The sequence below is a fragment of the Colwellia sp. Bg11-28 genome, from assembly GCF_002836245.1.
GTDB classification, from domain to species: Bacteria; Pseudomonadota; Gammaproteobacteria; order Enterobacterales; family Alteromonadaceae; genus Colwellia; species Colwellia psychrerythraea_A.
In genome coordinates this window covers 340,713-364,344 of record NZ_PJBA01000018.1, presented here as the reverse complement: position 1 = coordinate 364,344, position 23,632 = coordinate 340,713, and the positions used below count along the sequence as shown (strand labels likewise).

21 protein-coding genes are annotated in these 23,632 nt (G+C 36.7%); 6 read left to right on the top strand and 15 right to left on the bottom strand.

The genetic code is table 11. The annotated features are described in order from the left end of the window. Positions 1-54 precede the first annotated feature (54 nt). Positions 55-1,746: an AAA family ATPase gene (locus CXF79_RS18920; protein ID WP_101157167.1), complete on the top strand. Its 1,692-nt coding sequence runs from the start codon at positions 55-57 to the stop codon at positions 1,744-1,746. A gap of 88 nt (positions 1,747-1,834) precedes the next feature. On the opposite strand, the gene leuD is transcribed toward CXF79_RS18920, so the two are convergent. From leuD to CXF79_RS18885, 7 genes are all read right to left on the bottom strand, one after another. Continuing rightward, positions 1,835-2,431: a 3-isopropylmalate dehydratase small subunit gene (leuD, locus tag CXF79_RS18915; protein ID WP_011044942.1), complete on the bottom strand. Its 597-nt coding sequence runs from the start codon at positions 2,429-2,431 to the stop codon at positions 1,835-1,837. Positions 2,432-2,460: 29 nt separating this feature from the next. Further along, positions 2,461-3,876: a 3-isopropylmalate dehydratase large subunit gene (leuC, locus tag CXF79_RS18910; RefSeq protein WP_101157165.1), complete on the bottom strand. Its 1,416-nt coding sequence runs from the start codon at positions 3,874-3,876 to the stop codon at positions 2,461-2,463. 1 nt (position 3,877) lies between these two features. Then, a complete protein-coding gene (gene leuB, locus CXF79_RS18905) occupies positions 3,878-4,966 on the bottom strand; it encodes a 3-isopropylmalate dehydrogenase (RefSeq protein WP_101157163.1) in 1,089 nt (362 codons plus the stop codon). Positions 4,967-5,040: 74 nt separating this feature from the next. Then, on the bottom strand, positions 5,041-6,621 hold the full coding sequence (gene leuA, locus CXF79_RS18900; RefSeq protein ID WP_101157161.1) for a 2-isopropylmalate synthase: 1,581 nt from the start codon (positions 6,619-6,621) through the stop codon (positions 5,041-5,043). Between the two features lie 393 nt (positions 6,622-7,014). Then, positions 7,015-8,058: a CDP-glycerol glycerophosphotransferase family protein gene (locus CXF79_RS18895; protein WP_101157159.1), complete on the bottom strand. Its 1,044-nt coding sequence runs from the start codon at positions 8,056-8,058 to the stop codon at positions 7,015-7,017. An 18-nt stretch (positions 8,059-8,076) separates the two neighbouring features. Further along, positions 8,077-8,475, bottom strand: a complete 399-nt coding sequence (locus CXF79_RS18890; protein ID WP_101157157.1) for an adenylyltransferase/cytidyltransferase family protein — start codon at positions 8,473-8,475, stop codon at positions 8,077-8,079. 28 nt (positions 8,476-8,503) lie between these two features. Continuing rightward, entirely contained in the window at positions 8,504-9,961 is a 1,458-nt protein-coding gene (locus CXF79_RS18885) for a capsule assembly Wzi family protein (protein WP_157825903.1), read from the bottom strand. A gap of 331 nt (positions 9,962-10,292) precedes the next feature. Here CXF79_RS18885 and CXF79_RS18880 point away from each other — a divergent pair, with 331 nt between their 5' ends. After that, complete coding sequence (locus CXF79_RS18880; protein ID WP_101157153.1) at positions 10,293-11,459, top strand: nucleotide sugar dehydrogenase; 1,167 nt, start codon at positions 10,293-10,295, stop codon at positions 11,457-11,459. 30 nt (positions 11,460-11,489) lie between these two features. Continuing rightward, positions 11,490-12,497, top strand: coding sequence for an NAD-dependent epimerase (locus tag CXF79_RS18875; RefSeq protein ID WP_101157151.1), 1,008 nt, complete (start codon positions 11,490-11,492; stop codon positions 12,495-12,497). Between the two features lie 108 nt (positions 12,498-12,605). Here the strand turns inward: CXF79_RS18875 and CXF79_RS18870 are convergent, their stop codons facing one another. The 4 genes from CXF79_RS18870 to gmd all read right to left on the bottom strand — a co-directional run bounded on the left by CXF79_RS18870 (position 12,606) and on the right by gmd (position 17,078). Then, the gene (locus CXF79_RS18870) at positions 12,606-13,700 is read right to left on the bottom strand and encodes a glycosyltransferase family 4 protein (protein WP_101157149.1); all 1,095 of its coding nucleotides are present in this window, start codon (positions 13,698-13,700) and stop codon (positions 12,606-12,608) included. A gap of 133 nt (positions 13,701-13,833) precedes the next feature. Further along, on the bottom strand, positions 13,834-15,006 hold the full coding sequence (locus CXF79_RS18865) for a DegT/DnrJ/EryC1/StrS family aminotransferase (RefSeq protein WP_101157147.1): 1,173 nt from the start codon (positions 15,004-15,006) through the stop codon (positions 13,834-13,836). Then, positions 14,999-15,940 (bottom strand): GDP-L-fucose synthase family protein, encoded by a 942-nt coding sequence (locus CXF79_RS18860; RefSeq protein WP_011044932.1) that lies wholly within the window; start codon positions 15,938-15,940, stop codon positions 14,999-15,001. Before CXF79_RS18860 ends, CXF79_RS18865 begins: the two co-directional genes overlap by 8 nt. Before the next feature lie 13 nt (positions 15,941-15,953). Further along, on the bottom strand, positions 15,954-17,078 hold the full coding sequence (gene gmd / locus CXF79_RS18855) for a GDP-mannose 4,6-dehydratase (RefSeq protein ID WP_101157145.1): 1,125 nt from the start codon (positions 17,076-17,078) through the stop codon (positions 15,954-15,956). Between the two features lie 185 nt (positions 17,079-17,263). On the opposite strand from gmd, the gene CXF79_RS18850 reads away from it, so the two are divergent. Beyond that, complete coding sequence (locus tag CXF79_RS18850; RefSeq protein WP_101157143.1) at positions 17,264-18,148, top strand: alpha-1,2-fucosyltransferase; 885 nt, start codon at positions 17,264-17,266, stop codon at positions 18,146-18,148. Positions 18,149-18,598: 450 nt separating this feature from the next. On the opposite strand, the gene CXF79_RS18845 is transcribed toward CXF79_RS18850, so the two are convergent. Continuing rightward, entirely contained in the window at positions 18,599-19,204 is a 606-nt protein-coding gene (locus CXF79_RS18845) for a TIGR04211 family SH3 domain-containing protein (RefSeq protein WP_011044929.1), read from the bottom strand. 302 nt (positions 19,205-19,506) lie between these two features. Here CXF79_RS18845 and CXF79_RS18840 point away from each other — a divergent pair, with 302 nt between their 5' ends. After that, positions 19,507-21,114, top strand: coding sequence for a CYTH domain-containing protein (locus tag CXF79_RS18840; RefSeq protein ID WP_101157140.1), 1,608 nt, complete (start codon positions 19,507-19,509; stop codon positions 21,112-21,114). Between the two features lie 5 nt (positions 21,115-21,119). Next, positions 21,120-22,031 (top strand): L,D-transpeptidase family protein, encoded by a 912-nt coding sequence (locus tag CXF79_RS18835; protein ID WP_101157138.1) that lies wholly within the window; start codon positions 21,120-21,122, stop codon positions 22,029-22,031. Positions 22,032-22,140: 109 nt separating this feature from the next. Here the strand turns inward: CXF79_RS18835 and CXF79_RS18830 are convergent, their stop codons facing one another. The 3 genes from CXF79_RS18830 to CXF79_RS18820 all read right to left on the bottom strand — a co-directional run bounded on the left by CXF79_RS18830 (position 22,141) and on the right by CXF79_RS18820 (position 23,509). Continuing rightward, on the bottom strand, positions 22,141-22,398 hold the full coding sequence (locus tag CXF79_RS18830; protein WP_011044926.1) for an Lpp/OprI family alanine-zipper lipoprotein: 258 nt from the start codon (positions 22,396-22,398) through the stop codon (positions 22,141-22,143). A 118-nt stretch (positions 22,399-22,516) separates the two neighbouring features. Beyond that, positions 22,517-22,855: a hypothetical protein gene (locus CXF79_RS18825; RefSeq protein ID WP_011044925.1), complete on the bottom strand. Its 339-nt coding sequence runs from the start codon at positions 22,853-22,855 to the stop codon at positions 22,517-22,519. A 12-nt stretch (positions 22,856-22,867) separates the two neighbouring features. After that, positions 22,868-23,509, bottom strand: a complete 642-nt coding sequence (locus CXF79_RS18820; RefSeq protein ID WP_101157136.1) for a hypothetical protein — start codon at positions 23,507-23,509, stop codon at positions 22,868-22,870. Positions 23,510-23,632 lie beyond the last annotated feature (123 nt).

Here is a 23,632-nt window from a genome sequence, read left to right as displayed (position 1 = left end):
ATCCTTCAAGCAAGCGGTTAATTTTGTACCTTATTTTTCTTGCCCAGACACAGCATGTACCGCAATTTTTTCTCATTAAGTGAACTACCTTTTTCAATTTCCCCAGATCCTAAATATTTATTTATGAGTGAAAGGCACAGGGAAGCATTGACACATTTAACTTATGGATTAGGTGAGGTGGGTGGTTTCGCATTATTAACCGGAGAAGTAGGAACGGGGAAAACCACAATTAGCCGTTGTTTAATGGAGCAGTTACCACAAAACACACAAGCTGCTTTTATTCTTAACCCGACCTTGTCTTGCCAAGAGTTACTCGCCACTTTATGTGATCAATTAAAAATCCGTTACCGAAAAACAGGTGCTAGTTTAAAAACTTTAACCGATAAAATTTCTGAAAAACTGCTGAAAAACCATGAAAATGATATCAATACATTATTGATTATTGATGAAGCTCAGCATTTACAGCCCGAAGTGTTAGAGCAATTGCGTTTACTTACCAACTTAGAAACCAATACTAAAAAATTGTTACAGGTAATTCTAATAGGTCAGCCTGAATTGCAGCAATTATTACAACGGCGTGATTTACGCCAATTAGCACAACGTATAACGGCTAGATATCATTTAATGCCGTTAACAAAACAAGAGCTAAGCCAATATATTCAGCATCGTTTAACGGTCGCAGATTGCGCAAGACCACTCTTTGATAAAGGTGCGTTAAATAAAATACATCAATTATCTCAAGGCGTGCCAAGGCTGACTAACTTACTTTGTCATAGTGCGTTGATGCTGGCGTATAACCAAAATGATAGTGTAGTTAATAAAAAAACGGTTGTTGCAGCAGCAGACCGTGCATTAGGAGAAGACGTAACCCGCAAGCAGGGGCGAGTTAATTATAATGGTGTCATGCTGTTTTCTACTGTCTTAAGCATCGCTGCTTTTTTTACTTTAGCTGGCTTTTGGTGGGGACAAACACCCGTTAAAGATGTCGTGGAAATGAGTAATCAAGAAAATGTAATCAGCACCGAAGAACATCTAAACGGTACTGAATTGGCAAAGGTTGTCGAAAATAGTGAACAAAAACTGCTGTCAGATGAGGGTAAGGTTCAATCAGAGCAAGCTAGAGCCGATATCAATAACAAAACACCTAAAACTAGCATAGACAATTCATCGCCAAATACCGCACTTGTTAGCGTTAAAAAATTGAGCAAGATCGAAGCCGAGCGCAAATCGAATAATTCACAGGTAATTGAAAATAAAATTTATGAGCCTATTAGGGAAGAAACTTTGCTAGTTAGCGGTGAAAAGAATGACTTGCCTCATGAAAATAAGCAGGATACTAATTATAAAGTTACTGAAGTTGAAGGTGTTTCTAGTGATTTATTAGCCCGATTTCAAGCCGCAATAGATGAAACTAACGTAGGAGACTCACCTAGAGAACAGTCAGGTGATAATCGTTTAGAAAACAGCAGTAATGCTTATGAGTCGTTTATCAACCCTAATGAAGAGATTTCTGTTAGGCCACTCACTCAAATGCCACAACAGCTACAAAATGCTTTACCAAGTTTAAAGTTTGAACAGCACATTTATGCTTCTGACGGTCAGGGTTGGATAAAGGTTAATGGTCGAGATCGTTATGAAGGTGACTACATAGGTGATAATTTGATAGTTGAGAAAATATTACCTCAACAAGTCATTCTCTCTTTTCAAGGTGAAAAATTCAGTTTGCCGGCGTTGACAAATTGGTAACGTTATTGAAAAGAAAAAAAAGCCCCGATAAGTTGTCACTGATCGGGGCTTTTTTAATTATTCTATTTTGTCATTATACAAACAGAGTTTATTGCCACGCAGGCATTTTCTCTTCAAAGGCTTTGATGGTATCAAGTTTATTTAACGTCCAACCGACACTATCAACACCATTTTCTAAACTATATTGTTGAAATTCATTCAAGCTAAACTTAAAAGATAATTCGCCACAAGTTACAACATTATTTGGTAAATCAACAGTCAGCGTTAGTTGGGCGTTAGGAGATAATTTGAATAACTGCTCAATTTCAGCTTCAGTCAACTTAATCGGTAACAGGCCAACGTTGATACAGTTACCATAAAAAATATCAGCAAAACTTGATGCTATGATGACTTTAAAGCCATATTCTTGTAGTGCCCAAGGTGCATGTTCACGACTTGAACCACAGCCAAAGTTTTCACCGGCTAATAAAATACTAGCGCCTTTATATTCTGGCTTGTTGATGACAAAATCAGGATTTTCCTGCGTGCCATCATGATCTAAGTAGCGACTATCGTGAAATAAATGCACGCCAAAACCTACGCGTTCAGTTTTTTGTAAAAACTGCTTAGGGATGATTTGATCCGTATCGACGTTTGCAACATCTAATGGCACAACCAAACCTGTATGTGTGTTAAATTTTTCCATTTTATATTTCTCAGTAAGGTTATAGGCTATTAGGCGTTTAAATCAACGAAGTGACCAGTAATAGCGGCGGCGGCTGCCATTTCAGGGCTAACTAAGTGAGTACGACTACCACGGCCTTGTCGACCTTCAAAGTTACGGTTACTGGTTGATGCACAACGGTCACCTTCTTCAAGGACATCATCATTCATGCCCAAACACATTGAGCAACCAGGTAAACGCCATTCAAAACCTGCATCGGTGAATATTTTGTCTAAACCTTCACTTTCAGCCTGCTCTTTAACGCGATATGAACCAGGAACTATGATGGCATCAATAGTTTTGACTACTTGCTGACCTTCATATTTTTGAACAACACCGGCAGCGGCACGTAAATCTTCAATACGTGAGTTAGTACAAGAACCAATAAACACCTTATTCACATGAATGTCAGTCATCTTGGTGCCTGCAGTTAAGCCCATATAGTTAAGCGCACTAACACAAGACTCTTTTTCAACCGGGTCACTAAAGTCTTCTGGAGAAGGGACAGTACCGTCGACACTGATAACTTGCCCTGGATTTGTACCCCAAGTAACTTGCGCCTTAATGTCTTTGGCATCTAACGTTAATACCGCATCAAATTGTGCATCAGCATCAGATTTTAGGTTTTTCCAATCAACAACTGCTTGTTCAAATACTTCACCTTTTGGTGCGTACTCTTTACCTTCAACATAATCAAAGGTAGTTTGATCCGGTGCTATTAAACCTGCTTTTGCGCCAAATTCGATACTCATGTTACAAACCGTCATGCGCTCTTCCATACTTAGCGCTTCGATAGCTTCGCCACAGTACTCAACCACATAACCTGTCGCACCAGCACTACCGGTTTTCCCGATAATAGCTAAGATAATATCTTTTGCACTAATACCGGCACCGACATGGCCTTTAACTTCAATCTTCATTGTTTTTGCTTTGTTTTGACGTAAAGTCTGCGTTGCAAAAACATGTTCTACTTCAGAGGTACCAATACCAAAAGCAAGAGCACCAAAAGCGCCATGAGTAGCGGTATGTGAGTCACCACAAACAATAATAGTACCTGGCAATGTCAACCCTAGTTCAGGCCCAATAACATGTGCTATACCCTGGTTTTTATGACCCATGTCAAAAAGTTCGATACCAAAGTCTTTACAGTTTATTGCTAATGCGCGTAATTGATTGGCAGCGCCTTCACCAGCGGCATCAATTTTAATCGAACGCGTTGAAATATTATGATCCATGGTGGCAATAGTACGTTCAGGATGACGAACTGGGCGGTTATGAAAACGTAAATTTGCAAAAGCTTGTGGTGAGGTCACTTCATGAATTAGATGACGGTCAACATACAGTAATGGTGTTTCCCCCTTCGTTGCTTCAACTAAGTGGGTTTGCCATAATTTTTCATACATGGTTTGCGGGTTAGAAGTTGTCATCTTATGCGCTCTCAATCTGTTTACAAATATAATCACCCACTTCACTGGTTGATTTAGCATTTTTTCGTTCGTTGGCTGGTAATAAATCAGCAGTTAACACACCATTATCAAGTGCGTTTGATACTGCATCTTCAATCGCTTTGGCTGCTGCACCTTGATTTAAGCTATAACGAAGCATTAAAGCCGCTGATAGAATTTGAGCAATAGGGTTAGCTACGCCAAGGCCTGCAATGTCTGGTGCGCTGCCACCAGCAGGCTCATACATACCAAAACCGTCGCTGTTTAAGCTCGCTGAAGGTAACAGGCCCATAGAGCCGGTAATCATGGCGCAAATATCAGATAAAATATCACCGAACAAGTTAGGGCAAAGCATCACATCAAACTGGTTAGGATCGCGAACTAACTGCATAGCAGCGTTATCAACATAAAGGTGCTCTAATTCAACGTCAGGATAGTCTAGCGCGACTTCTTCAACCACTTGACGCCATAATTGACTGGTTGCTAATACATTGGCTTTATCAACAGAAGTTACTTTGTTATTACGTTTTTGCGCTGCTTGAAAAGCAAGGTGGCTGATACGTTTAACTTCACGGCGTGAATAAAACATAGAATCAAAACCTGTTTCTTCTTCGCCTTCACCTCTACGGCCTTTTGGTTCGCCAAAATAGATATCACCGGTTAATTCACGGATCACTAATACATCAAAACCTTGCTTGGAAATATCGCTACGCAAAGTAGATAACGAGGATAACGCAGGTTGTAATGTTGCTGGGCGCATGTTGCAAAATAAATCGAAGTGGCTACGTAAACCTAATAAGGCACAGCGTTCTGGTTGCTCTGTTGGTGGTAAATTTGCCCATTTAGGACCACCAACGCTACCAAATAAAATAGCATCGCTCTCTATACAACCAGCCATGGTTGAATCAGGCAAAGCATTACCGTGATTATCAATGGCAGCACCACCAATATCATAGTCTTGAGTTGTTATTTCAAAATCAAACTTGCTCGCTACCGTGTTTAACACTTTTTTAGCTTCAACCATGACTTCTGGGCCGATACCATCACCGGCTAGAATTGCTATGTTGGACATTTTTATAACCTTTTATATTTTAGAAACTTTTCAGCGATTGATTCGCTACTGCTAATTTTATTTTTTTTCGGCGATTAAGCTTGTTTTGCAGATTTCAAATCAGCAATAGTCATCGCTCTATGGATGCTGTTTAGTGCATTAATTAATGCTTGTCCTGATGCTTCAATTACATCAGTTTCTAAACCATAGCCGTGGAAATTTCTACCTTGCCAAATGATTATTAAATCGGCTTGGCCTAAACCATCTTCACCTGAGCCTTTATTAGATATTTTGTAATCACTGACTTCAAATTCTATATCAACACTTTGCTTAATTGCTTGATACAGCGCATCAACAGGACCGTTACCTGTAGCAGCATGTGTCTTGCTATTCTCTTTATTACCTGTTACTTCACCAGAGATGAGCTTGATGCTAGCAGTAGAAAACTCGCCATCACCACATTGCACATTAATCGTGTCTAACTGGAAAAAATCTTGTAAATCTTTTTGCTGTAACTTAAACACTAACGCCTCTAAGTCATCATCAAATACTTGACCTTTTTTATCTGCCAATGTTAAAAAGTCAGCATATAATTCTTCAATTTCATAATCACTTTCTTGGTAACCTAAACTTTCCATGCGGTGTTTTATGACATGACGGCCACTGCGAGAGGTTAGGTTTAATTTAGTTTTGGCGATACCGACACTTTCAGGTGTCATGATCTCGTACGTATTACTAGCTTTTAACATGCCATCTTGATGAATACCTGATGAATGGCTAAACGCATTACCGCCAACAATGGCTTTATTTAATTGTACAGGCATATTACATACTGTGCTGACTAACTTAGACACACGTGCTATTTCTTGGTGATTGATATTGGTTTTTACACCTAACAATGCTTGACGTGTTTGCATGATCATGGCGACTTCTTCTAACGAACAGTTACCCGCACGTTCACCAATACCATTGATAGTACATTCAATTTGACGTGCTCCAGCTTGAACTGCAGCCATAGAGTTAGCGACAGCTAAACCTAAGTCATTATGACAATGGACAGAGATTATCGCTTGGTCAATATTAGGTACACGATTAAACAAGTCAGTTATGATGCCTTGAAATTCGAAGGGCAGGGTGTAACCAACGGTATCGGGAATATTGACTGTGGTGGCGCCGGCTTTAATAGCCCCTTCTACCATACGACATAAATTATCAATCGGTGTACGACCTGCATCTTCACATGAGAACTCGACGTCATCAGTGTACTTTCTTGCATGCTTAACCGCGTGAATTGCCATCGCTTCTACATCACTAAATTCTTTTTTTAGTTTTTGCTGTACGTGCACATCAGAGGTTGAAATAAAGGTATGGATACGAAATTGGTCCGCAACTTTTAACGCTTCTGCACAGGCATCAATATCTGCTTCTACTGCGCGCGCTAAACCACAAACACGAGCATTTTTTATTGTGCGGGCAATTTGCTGTACTGATTCAAAATCGCCAGGAGAAGAAACCGGAAAACCGACTTCCATTACGTCTACCCCTAAGCGTTCAATTGCTAAGGCAATTTGAAGCTTTTCATGTACCGATAAGCTGGCATTTAATGCTTGCTCACCATCACGTAAAGTAGTGTCAAAAATTATAACTTGGTCATTATTAATTTGTGGGTTGCTCATTTTTTATCCTTTAAAATCTTTGCTGATGTCTGCATTCATACTTATTCACGACTAACCTAACTGCGGACATAAAAAAACCCGCGATTGTTAGCGCGGGTTTTATTTTATTTCTACTTAGTTCTCAATATTTAAACTTTTGAAGAAGCAACAAAACCTAGCCGCGCACGATGAGTGCGAGGAGGAGGTTGTTTTTAATGTGCTTAATCAATTTGGTCATGTGAGTCATTTTAATCTATTTCTAGCCTTTGTGTAAAAATACGAAAAAAGCTAATAAATATTCTTTTTAAGCGAAAACTATTCAATGTACTATTAATAGCGCAGATACTCTAACTATGTCAAATGAAAAATATTTTATCGCTAGACGGATTAGTTATATGTACTGTCATAACTTATTTAAATAGCCCAGTATTTGAGTTTTTTTCTTTGTTTTAAATTTCGAAAAAGATTTAATGGTTTGCTCTTCTTCGCTTTTTTACCATGTATTAAAATATTCTCTGTCGCTGATAAAATACGCTGAGCAGCCTGACCATCTTGATATGGGTGAAGATCGTCAGCATATGCCTTAATTGCTGTTTTCAATTCCTTACTTGGGTTGAGTGCTCGCTCAATTGCTGGTTCAAGTTGATCTGCTGTCTGAATATTGACTAGGTAATCACCGGGCTCTTTATTATTTAAACTTACGGTCACTTTATTGAGTAACGAGAACTCGCCAATAACTGATGAGGTGTCGGAGACCATAATATCAGCAGTTTGTAATAATTCATTTATGCTTGATGTTTCGATAATTTGAACGTTATCTTTTATTAACGTTTTATATTGCTCGATCCATTGTGTTGCCATTTTAGGATGAAACTTAATTAACCAATGATAATTTTTTTGCTCACTTAAACGTTTTATTTCATCAAATAATGCAGGGGCTGAAGTTAATGTAGGGGAAAAAGTTGGCGCATAGAGAATAATTTTTTTTTCTTGAGCGTGTAAATTATCTTTAATTGGCATCGCAGGTGATGTGAATAAGTAATCAAGTTTTGGCCAAGCTGTTTCAACTACATCGAAAAAGCCATGTTTTTGAGCTAATGTATTGAAGCGGCTTGTGGTTGCTGGACCATGAGTACAATATAGGTCAAAAAAATCACGAATAACAAAGTGACCTTTTTTCTTCCATTCAAGGCCATGAAAAACTTGAATTTTTAAACCAGGAATGAAACTTGGGATTTCATTCCCCGGCGCGAAGCTAGCATTGGGGTTGTAAGCTCTAGCGTCATCAATAGAGCTCAATACAGATTCATTACTTTGAAAGTAGCTGAGATTGACTTCTTGGCCAATAGCTAACCATTTTACCTCATCACCATTTGCCCAAATTTTTTGTTGTAATGGTCTTAATATTTCAAAAGAATAGTTATGAGCGATATAAAATAAATAACGTCTAGCTGTCATAAGTGGGCTCTGATTAAGTTAAAGTCGTTTTGTTTTTACTACTTCAATAATTTCTGTAGTCGAGACTGAAGGGGTACGAGGTAAATAAATTACCTGACAGATATCTTTTAAATGATCAAACTTACCTTGCCAATCATCACCCATGACTAATATGTCGGCATTATAATATTTGATGTAATCAGCTTTGAGCTCTAATGACTCTTCTAAAAAAACCTCATCAACGCAGCGCATAGAACGAATTATGTGTTGACGGTCGTCTTCACAGTAAATAGGTGGCCGTCCTTTTTTGGCAATATTTAATTTATCAGAAGAAACACCAACGATAAGATGATCACCGTGCAGTCTTGCTCGTTCAATAATATTCACATGGCCAACATGAAAAATATCATAAGTGCCAAAGGTTATAACCCTCATTATTGCTTGCTCCTAACGTGTTAACTTTAACCTACCAAGTATATGATATGCCAGTTTGTACAAAATTATCACCTAAATTACTTCTACCTAAATATAACTTTAGAGTTAAGAAATTTGTGTCAATTACTTTGTGATACTTCATTTCTAATTCATGTGATTGCTGGTAATCAGCATAGTTTGATTGATTAAAGTTAGCAGTTCGATATAAAAATGATACTTGAGAGTCACCACTGTTTTGCCAATCAAGTCGAATACTGCCAGCTTCACCACCAACACTATCTTTAGGGTCTTTCATGCTACCCCACCAATGCCCCATTTTCACGCCATCATTACTATAACCTTCACCATAGATATGGTGGGTGTACCATGCGCTTTGAAAAGTAGTGAATTCCATATTTAATGATAATGAGTCGCCAAGATAAGGTAAAAACAAACCAAAACTGTTGGCTAAATTAGCCAATTTATAATTACTGTAATTGTTGGTATCTTCGCCTGCATATTCGTAATATAAGCTAAAGGGGACATCAAACCAATTAAGATCAAATTTATTGCTAATAGAGGCTTGCTGGTTACCAAACTCTTCGCTGCAGTCTTGTAAATCCGTACCATCACCACCACAGTTATCACTATTAACGGGGTCTATTATGGCATTCCAAATGTCGCCTAAGGAAACACTATCTTCGCCACCTGCAAAAACAAAAGTACGGTTAAAGCCAATTGTCCACCAATCAAAAGGTTGAGCGCTAAAATGCATGGTAAGTAGCGCAGGTTCACCAGAAACTGGCGGTTTGTCTTTATCAAATTTGATATCACTTTGCTCATCTAATAAACCAATGGACATTTCATACTTTATATTAAAATCAGTCATTAGTTTTGGATTGCTAATTGTTACACTAAGCGGTGGTTTTGCTTGCGTTGATAAAAGCACCGAACTCTCTTGAAATGGAGAAATCCAATGCTCTCGATAACCGATATCAACTTGAAAAACATCAGCACCAAAAGAAATAAAACTATTGTTTCTAAGGTAATCACCGTTTTCGTAATATATGCCGCCAGCATTGATGATCACATATTGGTTCGCTTGCCAAAAACTACTAAAACTGGCTTGATAATTGGCATCAGCCATTTGACCTCGCTGATTGGGTAAAACAATATTCTCTTGATTGGCATAATTTAATTGTACTGAAGCATGGGTTAGTGCAGCAGTTTTTTTATAACGTTTTAAGTAATTATTAATGCGACGATATAAGATAGGGTGGCTGTCTACTACCGTTTTTAAGTAACGATTTACGGTTGCGGCATGATAAGGTTTTGTTAAGAGTGGTAACTTGGCTACCGTTGCTAAACGTTGTAATTCAAGCTCAATTAACGGCTCCATTTGCAATGGTAAGTATGGAGATGGTCCTTTAGCATAACTGTTAATACTAGATAATATTACGGTAGAAAAGGTTATGACAAGAAAAAATAAAATTTTAAGTAAATTTAACAAGCTAATATTCACAGTTAGACGAAAGAAAACATTTTACCTATCAAAAAGTGTAATTGCTAGCTCGACTTATCTAATTATGGCGTCACTTTAATAATACCTATCAAGAGTAAACGTTAGTTTTATATTTCATAGAATGATTCATATCAGCTCTGTGTTCTTTTTCAATAAATAGAGTTGTTTTAGCTATATTGGATGACATGTTATATAGAAAATTATCCCTACAAAAAAACCAGTGATATAATAAAAATAATTAAAATTGCATAAAATAACTTATTGGCGTTGGTAACCTTCTCATTATTAAAATGTTAACAATGCCGCAATGGAGAAAAAATTGAAAATAGCAATTGTCGGAACGGGTTACGTTGGCTTATCTAATGCAATGTTGCTAGCGCAGCATAATGAAGTGATTGCGCTTGATATTGATGAAAATAAGATAGCTTTATTAAATAACAAAAAATCACCGATAGTTGATAAAGAAATAGAATATTTCTTAACTAAAGAGTCGTTAAACTTTTGCGCTACTTTAGATCCAAACTTGGCATTTGAAGGTGCTGATTTTGTTATTGTGGCCACGCCCACTGATTATGATGTTGAGAATAACTACTTCGATACCTCTTCTGTTGAAGCGGTTATTAAATCTGTGATTGCCATTAATTCTGAAGCAACTATTGTGATTAAATCGACCGTGCCCGTTGGTTTTACTCAAAGTATTAAAAGCGAGTTGTCTTGTGAAAACATACTATTTTCACCTGAATTTTTACGTGAAGGTAAAGCGCTTTATGATAATCTGCACCCATCACGTATCATTGTAGGTGAAAAATCAGCACGAGCAAAAACGTTTGCTAACTTGTTAAAACAGGGGGCAATAAAAGAAGATATTGAGGTGCTCTTCACTGATGCAACAGAGGCTGAAGCGGTTAAATTATTTTCTAATACCTATTTAGCGATGCGCGTCTCGTTTTTCAATGAACTTGATAGTTATGCTGAAGCACATGAACTTAATTCTAGACAGATTATTGAAGGGGTTGGTTTAGATCCTCGTATCGGCTCTCATTATAATAATCCTTCATTTGGTTATGGTGGTTATTGCTTACCAAAAGATACAAAACAGTTATTAGCAAACTATCGAGACGTACCAAATAATTTAATTAGAGCCATTGTAGATGCGAACACAACTCGCAAAGACTTTATTGCTGATAGTATTATTAAGCGCAACCCTAAAGTTGTAGGTGTATATCGCCTGATTATGAAAACAGGCTCAGATAATTTTAGAGCTTCATCAATTCAGGGAATTTTAAAGCGTATTAAAGCTAAAGGCATTGAGGTTATTATTTATGAGCCTGAGTTAGATGAAGCTGAATTCTTTCATTCACCCGTTTTTAATAATTTATCAGAATTTAAAGAAAAATCAGATGTGATCGTTTCAAACCGGATGGCCGATGAATTAATGGATGTAGCAAGTAAAATCTATACACGTGATTTGTTTGGCTCAGATTAACGTAAACGTATTATGGAAAAGGATAAGATATTGAAATATTTAGTTACAGGCGCAGCTGGTTTTATTGGCTTTCATGTTGTTCAACGTTTATGCGAAGCGGGCCATCAAGTTGTAGGCCTAGATAATTTGAATGACTATTACGATGTAAATTTGAAGCTGGCTCGATTAAAAGTATTAGAAGCTGAAAGTTTATTTAGTTTTGTAAAGTTAGACCTTGCAGACAGAGAAGGTGTTGCTGAGCTTTTTTCACAACAAAAATTTGAACGTGTGATTCATTTAGCTGCACAAGCTGGAGTTCGTTACTCTATTGATAACCCTATGGCCTATGCTGATAGTAATTTAGTGGGCCATCTCACTATTTTAGAAGGGTGTCGAAATAATAAGGTCGAACATCTTGTTTATGCATCATCGAGTTCTGTATACGGTTTAAATAACAAAGTACCTTTCGCTACCTCTGATAGTGTTGAACATCCTATTTCTTTGTACGCGGCTACTAAAAAGTCGAATGAATTAATGTCGCATACTTATTCTCATTTATATGGCGTACCGACTACGGGATTACGATTTTTTACTGTTTATGGGCCATGGGGACGTCCTGATATGGCTTTGTTCAAGTTTACTAAAGCCATAATTAACGGTGACAGTATTGATGTTTACAATAATGGTGATATGCGTCGAGACTTTACCTATATCGATGACATTGTTGAAGGTATTTTACGTGTTCAAAATATTATTCCACAGGGAAATAAAGACTGGCAGGTAGAAACTGGCAGTGCTGCGCAAAGTACTGCACCTTATCAGCTTTATAATATTGGTAATGGTAATCCAGTCAAATTGACTGAGTTTATTGAATCATTGGAAGACTCTATTGGTATTAAAGCTAAACAAAACTTAATGCCGATGCAACCGGGTGATGTCTATCAAACGTATGCTGATGTGGATGACCTTTTTAATACTACAGGCTACAAACCTGCTATGAGTGTTAGCCAAGGTGTTGATAATTTTGTCAATTGGTATCGCGATTTTTATCAAGTATAGATTATGTTTGACTTAGTTTAATCTGGTTATCATATTTAAAAGAAAGTTAAAGGGGATGTTTATCATCCCCTTTTTTTATAACAGCTTTAATCTTTAAGGCTAAATGACTTAGTTTTGAGCTATTATTTTCTCAAAATAAGCTTCCATATGTGTCACCGTTTTGTGGTGTGACATTTTGTCTTTAATAATATCTTGAGCACGATTAGATAATTTTTCCAACAACACTCTATCGTTATAAAGCATTCTAATTTTATCCGCCATAGCTTGTACATCACCAATAGGCACGAGGTAACCATTAAAGCCATTTTCTATAGTTTCTACTACACCATCATTGGCTGATGAAACAACAGGTGTTCCATTTGATAGAGACTCTAATACTGTCCGTGTTAAACCTTCTTTACTTAGTGAAGGTAGTATCAGCAAGTCACATGCTTTAGCTATAGCGGGCACATCACTTCTAAAGCCTGGTTGTAAAATATGTTCGCTCATACCTGAATTATTGATTTGATCAATAAAAGCCTGCTTATCTAAATTATCACCCACTAAAATAATGCGTAAATCTTCTATATCATTGAGCTCTTTGGCTGCATCAAGCAATATGTGAGTGCCCTTATGATGTCTAGGGCTTCCGACACACAGTATGTTGAAATACTTTTTATTACTGCCCAAGCTGACTAAATCAGCAGCATCTTCTTTATACCAACTTAGATCGTGGCCTTTATATATAGTTTCAACGTTAGCTTTAATTGTGCCTCTTACTTTTTCTCTAACATTAGCTGAAACTGCGCTTGAAACACCAATAACTCCGTTAATACGTGGATGTAACATGCATAAGTAATTACTAGGATCCGTTTTATACATCCCGCCAGAGGTACCACGATAAACGACCAATTTGGCCTTGGTTCCTATACAAGCAAAAGCGGCATTGGGAATGCCCTTTGATTCAGTAGCGTAAACAATATCTATGTTATTGGCTTTGATATATTGACGAATTTGTTTGATTACAGCCCAGCTATGCTTTTTAAGTGTTTTCAACTCAATAAACTTAACTTTAGACTTTTTGTATCTATCAATATAAGCATTAGTATCACTAGATATTACAGTAATGTCATGACCAGCTTCTGCTAAGGCTATGTAACACTCAGCTTCTGGACGAACTGCGTTATATGAGCGACCACGATTTGGAATGATTAAAATTTTCATTTATTTCCTTGTTAACCTTAAATTTAAGCCGATAAAAGCTTCAGCTATTCGACAAATCATCTGTATAGGATTGATTGAAGCGTATGTGTATTACCACGCTATTGTCTGATGATATTTAAAGTTAGTCATAATTTTATAACAATACCTTAGCGAGCAGTTTAATTTCTTTTTCAATATCATTTTGATGATTACCAACAAATAAACCATGTTGGTCGATATATTCTGCTACTTCTACGGTGCCTGACACTTCATAATCAAAATACTCTAGAACCTGAGTATTCTTTAGAAAATTTCCCGTTACAATGGGACGGCATTCAATACCATTTTCAGTTAATAATTTTACTAATTCTGCTCGGCTGTACGGTGCATTTTCTTTCAGCACTAAAGAAAAACCAAACCAACTACTTTTGCCGGTTTCTTGTTGAATTTCTATGTAGGCATGATTAGCAAACAAGTCTTGAAATAAACGTGCATTTTTTTGTCGGATATCAATAAAGCTAGGTAGTTTTTTAAGCTGTTCAATACCTAATGCACCACTCATTTCTAAAGGCCTAGCATTGTAACCGGGTAACATAAATTTGAATGACTCTTCAAAGGGATCATCACTTTTTTCACCACTCACTTTATTAAATTTAGGTAAGTTTCTGGTCCATCCATGAGCACGAATACAGAGTAATATATGATAAAGCTCTTCGTCATCAGTAACAATACAACCACCTTCCATCGTGGCGATATGATGCGAAAAAAATGAGCTAAATGTGCCCATAACTCCAAAAGTCCCTGCTTGTTTACCCTCTATCGTGGCGCCCATAGACTCACAGTTATCTTCGAGAATAAAAATGTCGCGGTCGCCAATAATATCATTCATTTTGGCGTAGTCATTTGGATTACCGAGTAAGTTTACCGACAGTATCGCTTTAGTTTTGTCAGTAATTGCTGCTGTTAGTTTTTCTAAGTCGATATTGAGTGTTTTGCGGTCAATATCGACAAACTTAACTTTTAGCCCATATTGTTGCAGTGGGAAATAAGTAGTTGACCATGAAACTACGGGGACAATAATTTCGTCACCACGTTGTAATTTAAGCGCAGGATTCTTAGTAAAAAATAGTGAGGCTATCATTAATAAGTTAGCGGTAGAGCCAGAACTCACCATAACTGAATATTTTGAACCGAAAAAATCAGCAAAGTTTTTTTCGTATTGTGCAACGTGCTTACCCATAGTAAACATGTCTGAATCTATTACTTTTTGAATTGCGCCAAATTCACGCTCATCCCATGTACTGCTGGCCAGAGAATAATTAGTCATTAGCTTGCTCACTTAAATTTTGTTCACTTAAAAAAAACTGCACTGTATTCTTTAGGCCTTCTGTTAAGTCCGTTTTGTAAGACCAGCCAAAGGCATTAAGTTTGTTATCATCTATTAATTTTTGCTTCATACCGACAGGTTTAGTTAAATCATGTTTAAAGGTACCTGAAAAGCCAATAATCTCTGCAATACGTTGATAATAATCATTAATTGTGAAATCTTCGCCTAACCCTACGTTAAGGTTTTGTGGCATACGGGAAAAGTTTGCTATAGCGTAAAAAATAAAATCAGCCAAATCGCCGGCATACATAAATTCACGCCTTGCTTTACCATCGCCCCAAATATCTATTTCAGTTAAATCTTTTTGCTTTGCATCAATAACCTTTCGAATAACGGCAGGGATCATATGGGAGTTATGAGGAGAAAACTTGTCATGACGGCCATATAAATTACAAGGAATAATGGTCTTATATAATAATTCTGGTTCTTCGTGGCTGATGTATTCACATAAACGGGTTGAGGCAATTTTTGCTAATGCATAACCTTCGTTGGTAGGTTCTAATTCGCCTTTAAGAATTAATTCTTCGGATAACGGATTTAAAGCATCTCGAGGATACATGCATGAGCTGCTTAAATTTAAAAATTGCTTTATGCCACAATTTTTAGCCGAGTTAAGGATGTTTAGTCCCATCTGCATGTTATCAACTAAAAATTTGACGGGATGCGCCATATTGGCCTGAATACCACCAACAACACCTGCAGCATGAATAATCATGTCGGGTTTATGTTCAACTAAATATGCTTGTGTTGAAGCTGCATCGAGTAAATTTAGTACTTTGCTACTTGGAGTAAGAAAAGTATGTTGATGCTTACTGGCAAGTTCAAGGATATTCTTGCCGACCATGCCATTAGCACCAGTTAATAAAATTTTCATTGATGTCCTTGCGTTATTCTACGCTAGTCGAATTTTGGTAGCCATGTGCTTTTAAAATGGCGTGTTGTTTTGCTTTACTGAGATCGTTAGCGACCATTTCACTACACATTTTTTCCACTGTAATTTGTGGTACCCAGCCTAGTTTTTCTTTCGCTTTAGATGGATCACCTAACAGAGTTTCAACTTCAGCAGGGCGGAAATATCGTGGATCAACTTTAACCATGATATCTCCAACGCTTAATGCTGGGGCGTTATCTCCGATAATTTTAGTTACTCGTGCTACTTCATCTAAACCTTCACCACTAAACGTTAGCTCTATACCTGCTTCAAGTGCTGACAAAGTTACAAATTCACGAACACTAATTTGCTTACCTGTGGCAATAACAAAATCATCAGGATGTTCTTGTTGTAACATCATCCATTGCATTCGCACATAATCTTTTGCATGTCCCCAATCACGCAATGCATCCATATTACCTAAGTATAAACATGACTCTAAACCTTGAGCAATATTTGCAATCGCGCGAGTAATCTTTCTGGTCACAAACGTTTCACCACGACGAGGAGATTCATGGTTAAACAAAATACCGTTACAGGCGTACATACCATAAGACTCACGATAATTTACCACTATCCAGTAAGCATACATTTTGGCAACAGCATAAGGGGAGCGAGGATGAAAGGGCGTCGTTTCTGATTGTGGTATTTCTTGCACTTCACCATATAACTCGGAAGTAGAGGCTTGATAAAATTTAGTCTTCTTTTCTAGGCCTAAAAATCTAATAGATTCAAGTAGTCGCAAGGTACCAATGGCATCAACATCGGCAGTATATTCGGGGCATTCGAATGATACAGCGACGTGAGATTGAGCACCTAAATTATAGACTTCATCAGGTTGAACATCTTTTAATATACGGGTTAAGTTTGATGAGTCGGTTAAATCACCATAATGAAGGAAAAATTTTTGATTCTTTTCATGATTATCTTGATATATATGATCAATTCGCTCGGTATTTAATGAAGATGAACGACGTTTAATACCATGTACCTCATAACCTTTTTCTAATAAAAGCTCCGCTAAATATGAACCATCTTGCCCAGTAATACCGGTAATTAGAGCCACTTTCTTTGTTGTCATGTTAACGTTCCTTGAAAAGGGGGGAATTTATATCAAGTGATTTTTACTGATTATAACGATAATTACAGGGTAAATCTTGGTTTTATTGTGCAATAAGTGTCAATAAAATAGGTCTTCACTTTGTAGTAAAAGTAATGGCTGTTAATATACGGCTATATGTAAATCATAACTAGGCAGTTTAGCGTATGAAAGTAGTAAGAGTGTGTGGTGGTTTTGGTAACCAGTTGTTTCAATATGCATTTTATTTGGCAGTTAAACATAAATTTAATGAAACGACTAAGTTAGATATTCATGATATGGCGAGTTATGAACTGCATAATGGTTATGAACTAGAGCGTATTTTTAATTTAAATGAAAACTATTGTTCTGCAGAAGAAAAGCTTGCGGTGCAAAGCACTAAAAATATTTTCACTAAGTTACTCAAAGAAATAAAAAAATATACTCCATTTATCCCACGTACATATATTAAAGAGAAAAAACATTTACATTTCTCTTATCAAGAAGTTGATTTAGGTACTAAAGACACTTCTATTTATTACCGTGGCTCATGGCAAAACCCACAATACTTTAATTCGATTGCCAGCGAGATTAGAGACAAACTTACCTTTCCAGAGTTTACTGAGCCTAAGAGTTTAGCGCTGCATCAGGAAATCTCTGAGAATGAAACAGTTGCGGTACATATACGACGAGGCGATTATTTAAAACATAAAGCTTTGGGTGGCATATGTGATTTACCTTATTATCAGAATGCGATTAAAGAAATTGAAGGCTTAGTAGAGAAGCCACTATTTGTTATTTTTTCGGATGATATTACCTGGTGTCGAGCAAATATAAATGTTGAGAAAGTACGGTTTGTTGATTGGAATTCCGGCGAACAGTCTTTTCAAGACATGCACCTAATGAGTTTGTGTACACATAATATTATTGCTAACAGCAGTTTTAGTTGGTGGGGAGCATGGTTAAATGCTAACCCTAATAAAATAGTGATTAGTCCTAATAAATGGATTCATTATATTGACTCAATGGGCATAGTACCTAGTGAGTGGATAAAAGTTGAAACGTCAATTTAATATGTGATCTTTATTCGCCGATATCTTGGGTTATTAAAGTTGTGAGATGTTAATAGAGTTCATCTTAGCTGGGGTTTAAGCAATCATTTACAGTTTATTAAGGCTGCTAAATTCCACTGTAAGTCTAGACTTTTTGAGCTTTGAATAACTCTACTTGATGCATTACTGTCGATAACAAGTATTTAGTACCTAAGTCCAAAGAAGATCTACGAAAGATTAACAGGTCTATTAAGTCACTTTTAGTGCCTAGAAGGGAACTTAAAGCACTAGCGTAGGTGAATATTCGGGTATTAATAATAAACTGATTTAAGCAGAATTTCAGTAAGGTCGCAGCAAGTGATGTCGCTTTTCAATATTTTAATTTAGCAAAATAGAAAGTGTTAACGGATTAGTTGATTTTCTATTAGTACCTCAAACTGAGATCTGAGGTACTAAGTGTTACCTATAAATTTATGACCAACTATCCATCGCACCACGGCGGCGAGCGAAGAAACGCGGTAAAATCAAGCCTAAAATCAAACCTACGCCTAACACTAGAGCGCCATTGAAAAACCATTGTTTCTTAATATTGGTATCTTGATCTTTAATTTTAGCTTGAGTTTTTTCCAATGTAGTAGTCAATTTTTTAAGTTCTGCAGAAAGCTTTTTCTTGTCATTAGTTAATAAGTTAACTTTACTCTTGAGCTCGTTTACTTCACCGTCAAGCTGGCTACTATAATCACTACTATTAGCTATTTTTCCATTAAGTTCGGCAACAACAAAACGTAGACCTGGTTGAGTGGTTACATATTTATTTTCAACCCATGCAGTTCGATCTTTATTATCTATGATCTCACTATAACCACCGTCTACCGCGCCGGTAATTTTAACTTTTGAACCCGCAATGATAGTACCCAAAATTCTAAACTGCTTACCTGGTCCTGTATGCATATATATGAATAATTCATCAGAGATATAGCCCTGCTTGTAATTGTTTTCTGCAGCCTGAGCAGAGATAAAAAGCGAGCTAGCTAAAGTTATAGCAAGAAATGCTATGACGTTAATAACGTTATTCATAGAAAAACCAATGTAGTAAATAAGTCAAAGAAGACAAGATATTATGTGTTTGCTGCTTTGATGGCAAGCTAAGAATGACTTCATTACCTACAAAAGTTAACTCAAGCCATGAGTAAGTTTACTTTTTCGATGATTGATAACTAAGTTAATCAATAAGTTTCGTTACATTCTATTAAGTTTTACTTAGGTTAGGTCGCATTCTATATAAGTTTGCAACAAATAATGGGGAACTCGCTATTGGCATATTGATGTACTAACGGTATGCTTGTTAAGTGATAAGTAAACACTTAAATTAGGGCATAATGGTTACAGAAATAGAACTAAAATATTCATTGCTTGATAGCAATGAACAGACCAAACCAGAGAAAATAAAAACCACTATAAGCCAACTACTCTCTGAACACGACGTCACCTTCGTTCATCAGGAGAAGCAGTTGAGTAACCATTACTTTGATACTGCTGACCTAACACTGCGTAAAAATAGAATTGCCTTACGTACACGTGGTACAAAATGCATTGATGAAACTAAACGTTTTGAACAAACGATAAAAACCTCAGGCACCATCATTGCAGGTTTGCATCAACGACCCGAATATAATGTCGACATTGGTGATGCTAAACCGATTGTTTCACTATTTCCCGATATTATTTTTCAGCCCAATATCGATATTAGTCTATTGCAGCAACAGATTGTCGAACTATTCTCCACCCACTTTACCCGTCATATTTGGCTTGTTAGCTCTGCAGGTGCTCAAATTGAGATTGCATTTGATTGTGGTGAAGTTGCTTGCCAAAACTATGTTAAAAGGCCGCGTATATATGAAATAGAATTAGAGTTAGTCAGCGGTGATTCTCGAGCGTTATTAGGATTAACTAAGCTGTTATTTAGTCAATTAGCTTTACGACCTGGACAGTTAACAAAAGCAGCCCGTGGTTATGCTTTATATCATGAGAGCCTTACATTAGCTTCCCATGTTGAAAATAAGTCGCCTAATAACAGCGCTATTGTTGAGCAAATAGAGCTTTCAATGATTAATTTACCTAAAACAATACCACTCCATAACGCTCTCACTCATGGCATCGAGTTTTCGTTAAACCAGCTTCAACTCTGTGTTGATAGTTATGTGGAAGTTCCTTCATTTAATATGCTCAGCAAAGTAAGTGAACAGCTTATATTACTTAGACAAGGGTTTTGGTTGTTTGATGAGCTATTATCTCCAGATGAAAAAGCACTTCGCACTGAGCTTAGTTATTTTATCCGAACGATTCATTGGGTTGAAAATGCACGTTATATTCAATTACTAATCAACAAACAAAGCTCATATCAAAAAGAGAACTTAATTAATCAAGAGTTGATAACAAAATTACAATTGCGTCAGAGCCGCTACCCAAGGGAGCTGCAAGTTTTAGAACTATTGCATAGTGAACGCTTTAATAATCTGCAAGTTGACTTACTTTCTTTATTACTTAAAAGAAATAGTGATGAGACGCTTAAAATTGATAACTCATCCTCATTAGCTGAATTTGCAGCTAAGCACCTAACCAATAACACTAAAGCATTAAGTGATGAATTAGTTAAATTGCAAAAACCACAAGACTCTACCTCTATTGGGTTATATTTAACTGCACATAGTCTATTGATTAGAGCACTGTTAACTACAAGTTGGTTTAGTTGCTTGTTCGCTGAGCCAGAGAGTGACATTGTTAAGAGATTCAACATGCCTTTGTTAGATATTAAACAGGGTATTATTGAGTTACAATCGTTGAGCTTATTACTGCAACAGTTAGAGCACCTACCAAAAAAAGAAAATAAATTAACGCAATGGTTAACCAATAAAAGTGAAAATTTAATCACGGCATTAGATCAGTCCAGAGCAAAAGCCTTAACAATGAAACCTTACTGGCCATAAATATCATGATAAAAAATAAAAGATCCCTTGTTACTTCGTTAAGCTTCTTTATCGCACTGATATTTATTAAGCCTTTGACGGCAACTGTGTATGAAATAGAAAGTAAGAACAAGCGTCTAATAGGTGAACCTATCATTCATACTGTAGTTAAAGGAGACTACTTTCAGCAATTAGCTGAGCAATATGATGTTGGTTTTTTAGCATTATTGGCGGCTAATCCCGAGCATGACCCCTTTTTACTTAAAGTTGATACCGAGGTGGTAATACCAAATCAAATGTTATTACCCTTTATTTCACGAAAAGGAATAGTCATCAATCTGCCTGAATTACGCTTATATTACTATTCACCAGAAGAAAATAAAGTCCATGTTTTTCCTGTAGGTATCGGTCGACAGGGCTTGTCTACACCGTTAACTAGCACTGTAATTGGTGAAAAGAGAAAAGATCCTGACTGGCGTCCAACCAAAGAAATGCAGGAGCGTCACTTTGCTGAGCATGGAAAGTATCTTCCTGACGTAGTTCCCGCAGGACCAAACAACCCTTTTGGTAAATATGCCTTACGACTAGGCACTAGTGAATACCTAATTCATGGTTCTAATAAGCGTTTTGGTATTGGTATGCGCGCTAGCTCAGGTTGTATTCGAATGTATGATGATGATATTAAATGGCTTTTTGATAATGTTCCGGTAAATACTAAAGTGAGAGTCGTTAATCAACCAGTAAAAATGTCTTTTGAAAATGGTGATAAGCAATTAATAGAGATACATCAACAGTTGTCAGATCTTGAGACAACTAAAGGCAATGTTATTTTAACTAAAGCGATGCAACGATTTGTTGGTACTAATCGTGAATATTGGCAGCAACTACTACCTGTTATTGAAAAACCACACGGATTAGTTGTTGAACTAGCTAAATAACCTTAAAGGTTAACCTGTTTTATTAATAAACTACTCTAGCAATAGACAATAAAAAAGCACCATATGGTGCTTTTTTATTGTCTATTGCTAAATAAGCTAGCAAAAATAACTATTTTTTATATGAAGCTACAACATTATCAATACGTTCATTTGCTGCTTTAGCATCAGTTGCTGCTTGCTCAGCTGCTGCTTTTGCTGCTTTAACATCAGCCGATACAGATTGTTGCTGTGACTCTAAATCTGCAACTTGGCTTGATAAAGCATCAACTTTACTCGTTAGTGAAGTGATATTTGCATCAAGTGCATCAGTGTTGGCACAAGCTGTTAGGGCTAACGCCAGAGATACTGCTATAATTTTTTTTAACATAATGATATCCTAAGTGAAGTTATTGTTTATTCATGTTCATTGCAGTATGGCACAAAAAAAAACTTTCACAAAGCCGTTATATTTGAATTTTAACTAGTGATATTAGACATTGATATCACTATTCCTTTTCGTCGCGGTTGCACGAATTAATATGAGCGATTAAATCATCCATAAGTTTCTTCTTAATTTCTAGTTGATCTTCGGCTTGTAGTTGATATTTATCAGCGAGAAGTTGATAGTCACTAGGAGCTAAACTCACAGTTAAGCGTGGTCGCTTGGGTCTTTTATTGATTGGTAAGCCTAAAATATCACGAATTTGATCCGAAGGACTTAAACCAGCATCAAGTGCCTGTTTACGAATAGACAGTTGGATCTTTTCATCCATATCAAAAGCGACCTGCACCGCTTTTATCGCTTTCACGGAGGATTGCCATTTATCGGGGATTTTTCTCGCCATAATACTTTCCGGTTAACTTGCTGGATACATATCAATTATATCACTAAGCGGCCTAAATAAAGTTAAGCACACTTCAGTATCGCCATCTTGCCATACTTCAATATCAATGCCTTTACTCTGATCTTCATTATACAAGCTATATAATTCAAATTGCTCCCCGCTATCTTTTCCTTCATAAGCCGAGAGGTTCTCACTACGGTGATCTTTACGGTGAAAAAATCCAACCTTAGCAAACACGCTTTGTTGATATTGCTCGCTACTCCACAGGGCAGTGATATTGGAGTCAGCCTTTTTTTCTAAAAAAGCCTCTCCTGGTTCATCGAATACTTCGGAAAAACTGTCTAAGTCAAATAAGGTTTCGACATCTTCATGCTGAATTTTTAATGATAATTTGAGCTCGGTAATATCATCCACTTCGAGTGATAAAAATATTTCTAGTGCGTTAGTCCCTATTAAGGCCCATTCGGTTTGCACTTTTTCTTCAAATTCATAGCTATTAACGGCTTTTACTTGAAACTCTTGTCCACGCAACGACTCAGGTAAGGCAAAGCTATCTGTCAAAACAATAATATCACCAACCAGTAATTGATTAACATTTGTTAATTTTCTTGGTTCGTTAGATGATTTATTAAATATCTTTTTAAAAAAACTCATAAGGTTACCTGAAGTAGGATGGATATTGGTTTAACACAAAACTAATGAATGAATAAAGTCCCGCTCAGACAACATATTTATTTAGTAATCATTACAAAATAAGCCAGTTAAATAAATTAACTG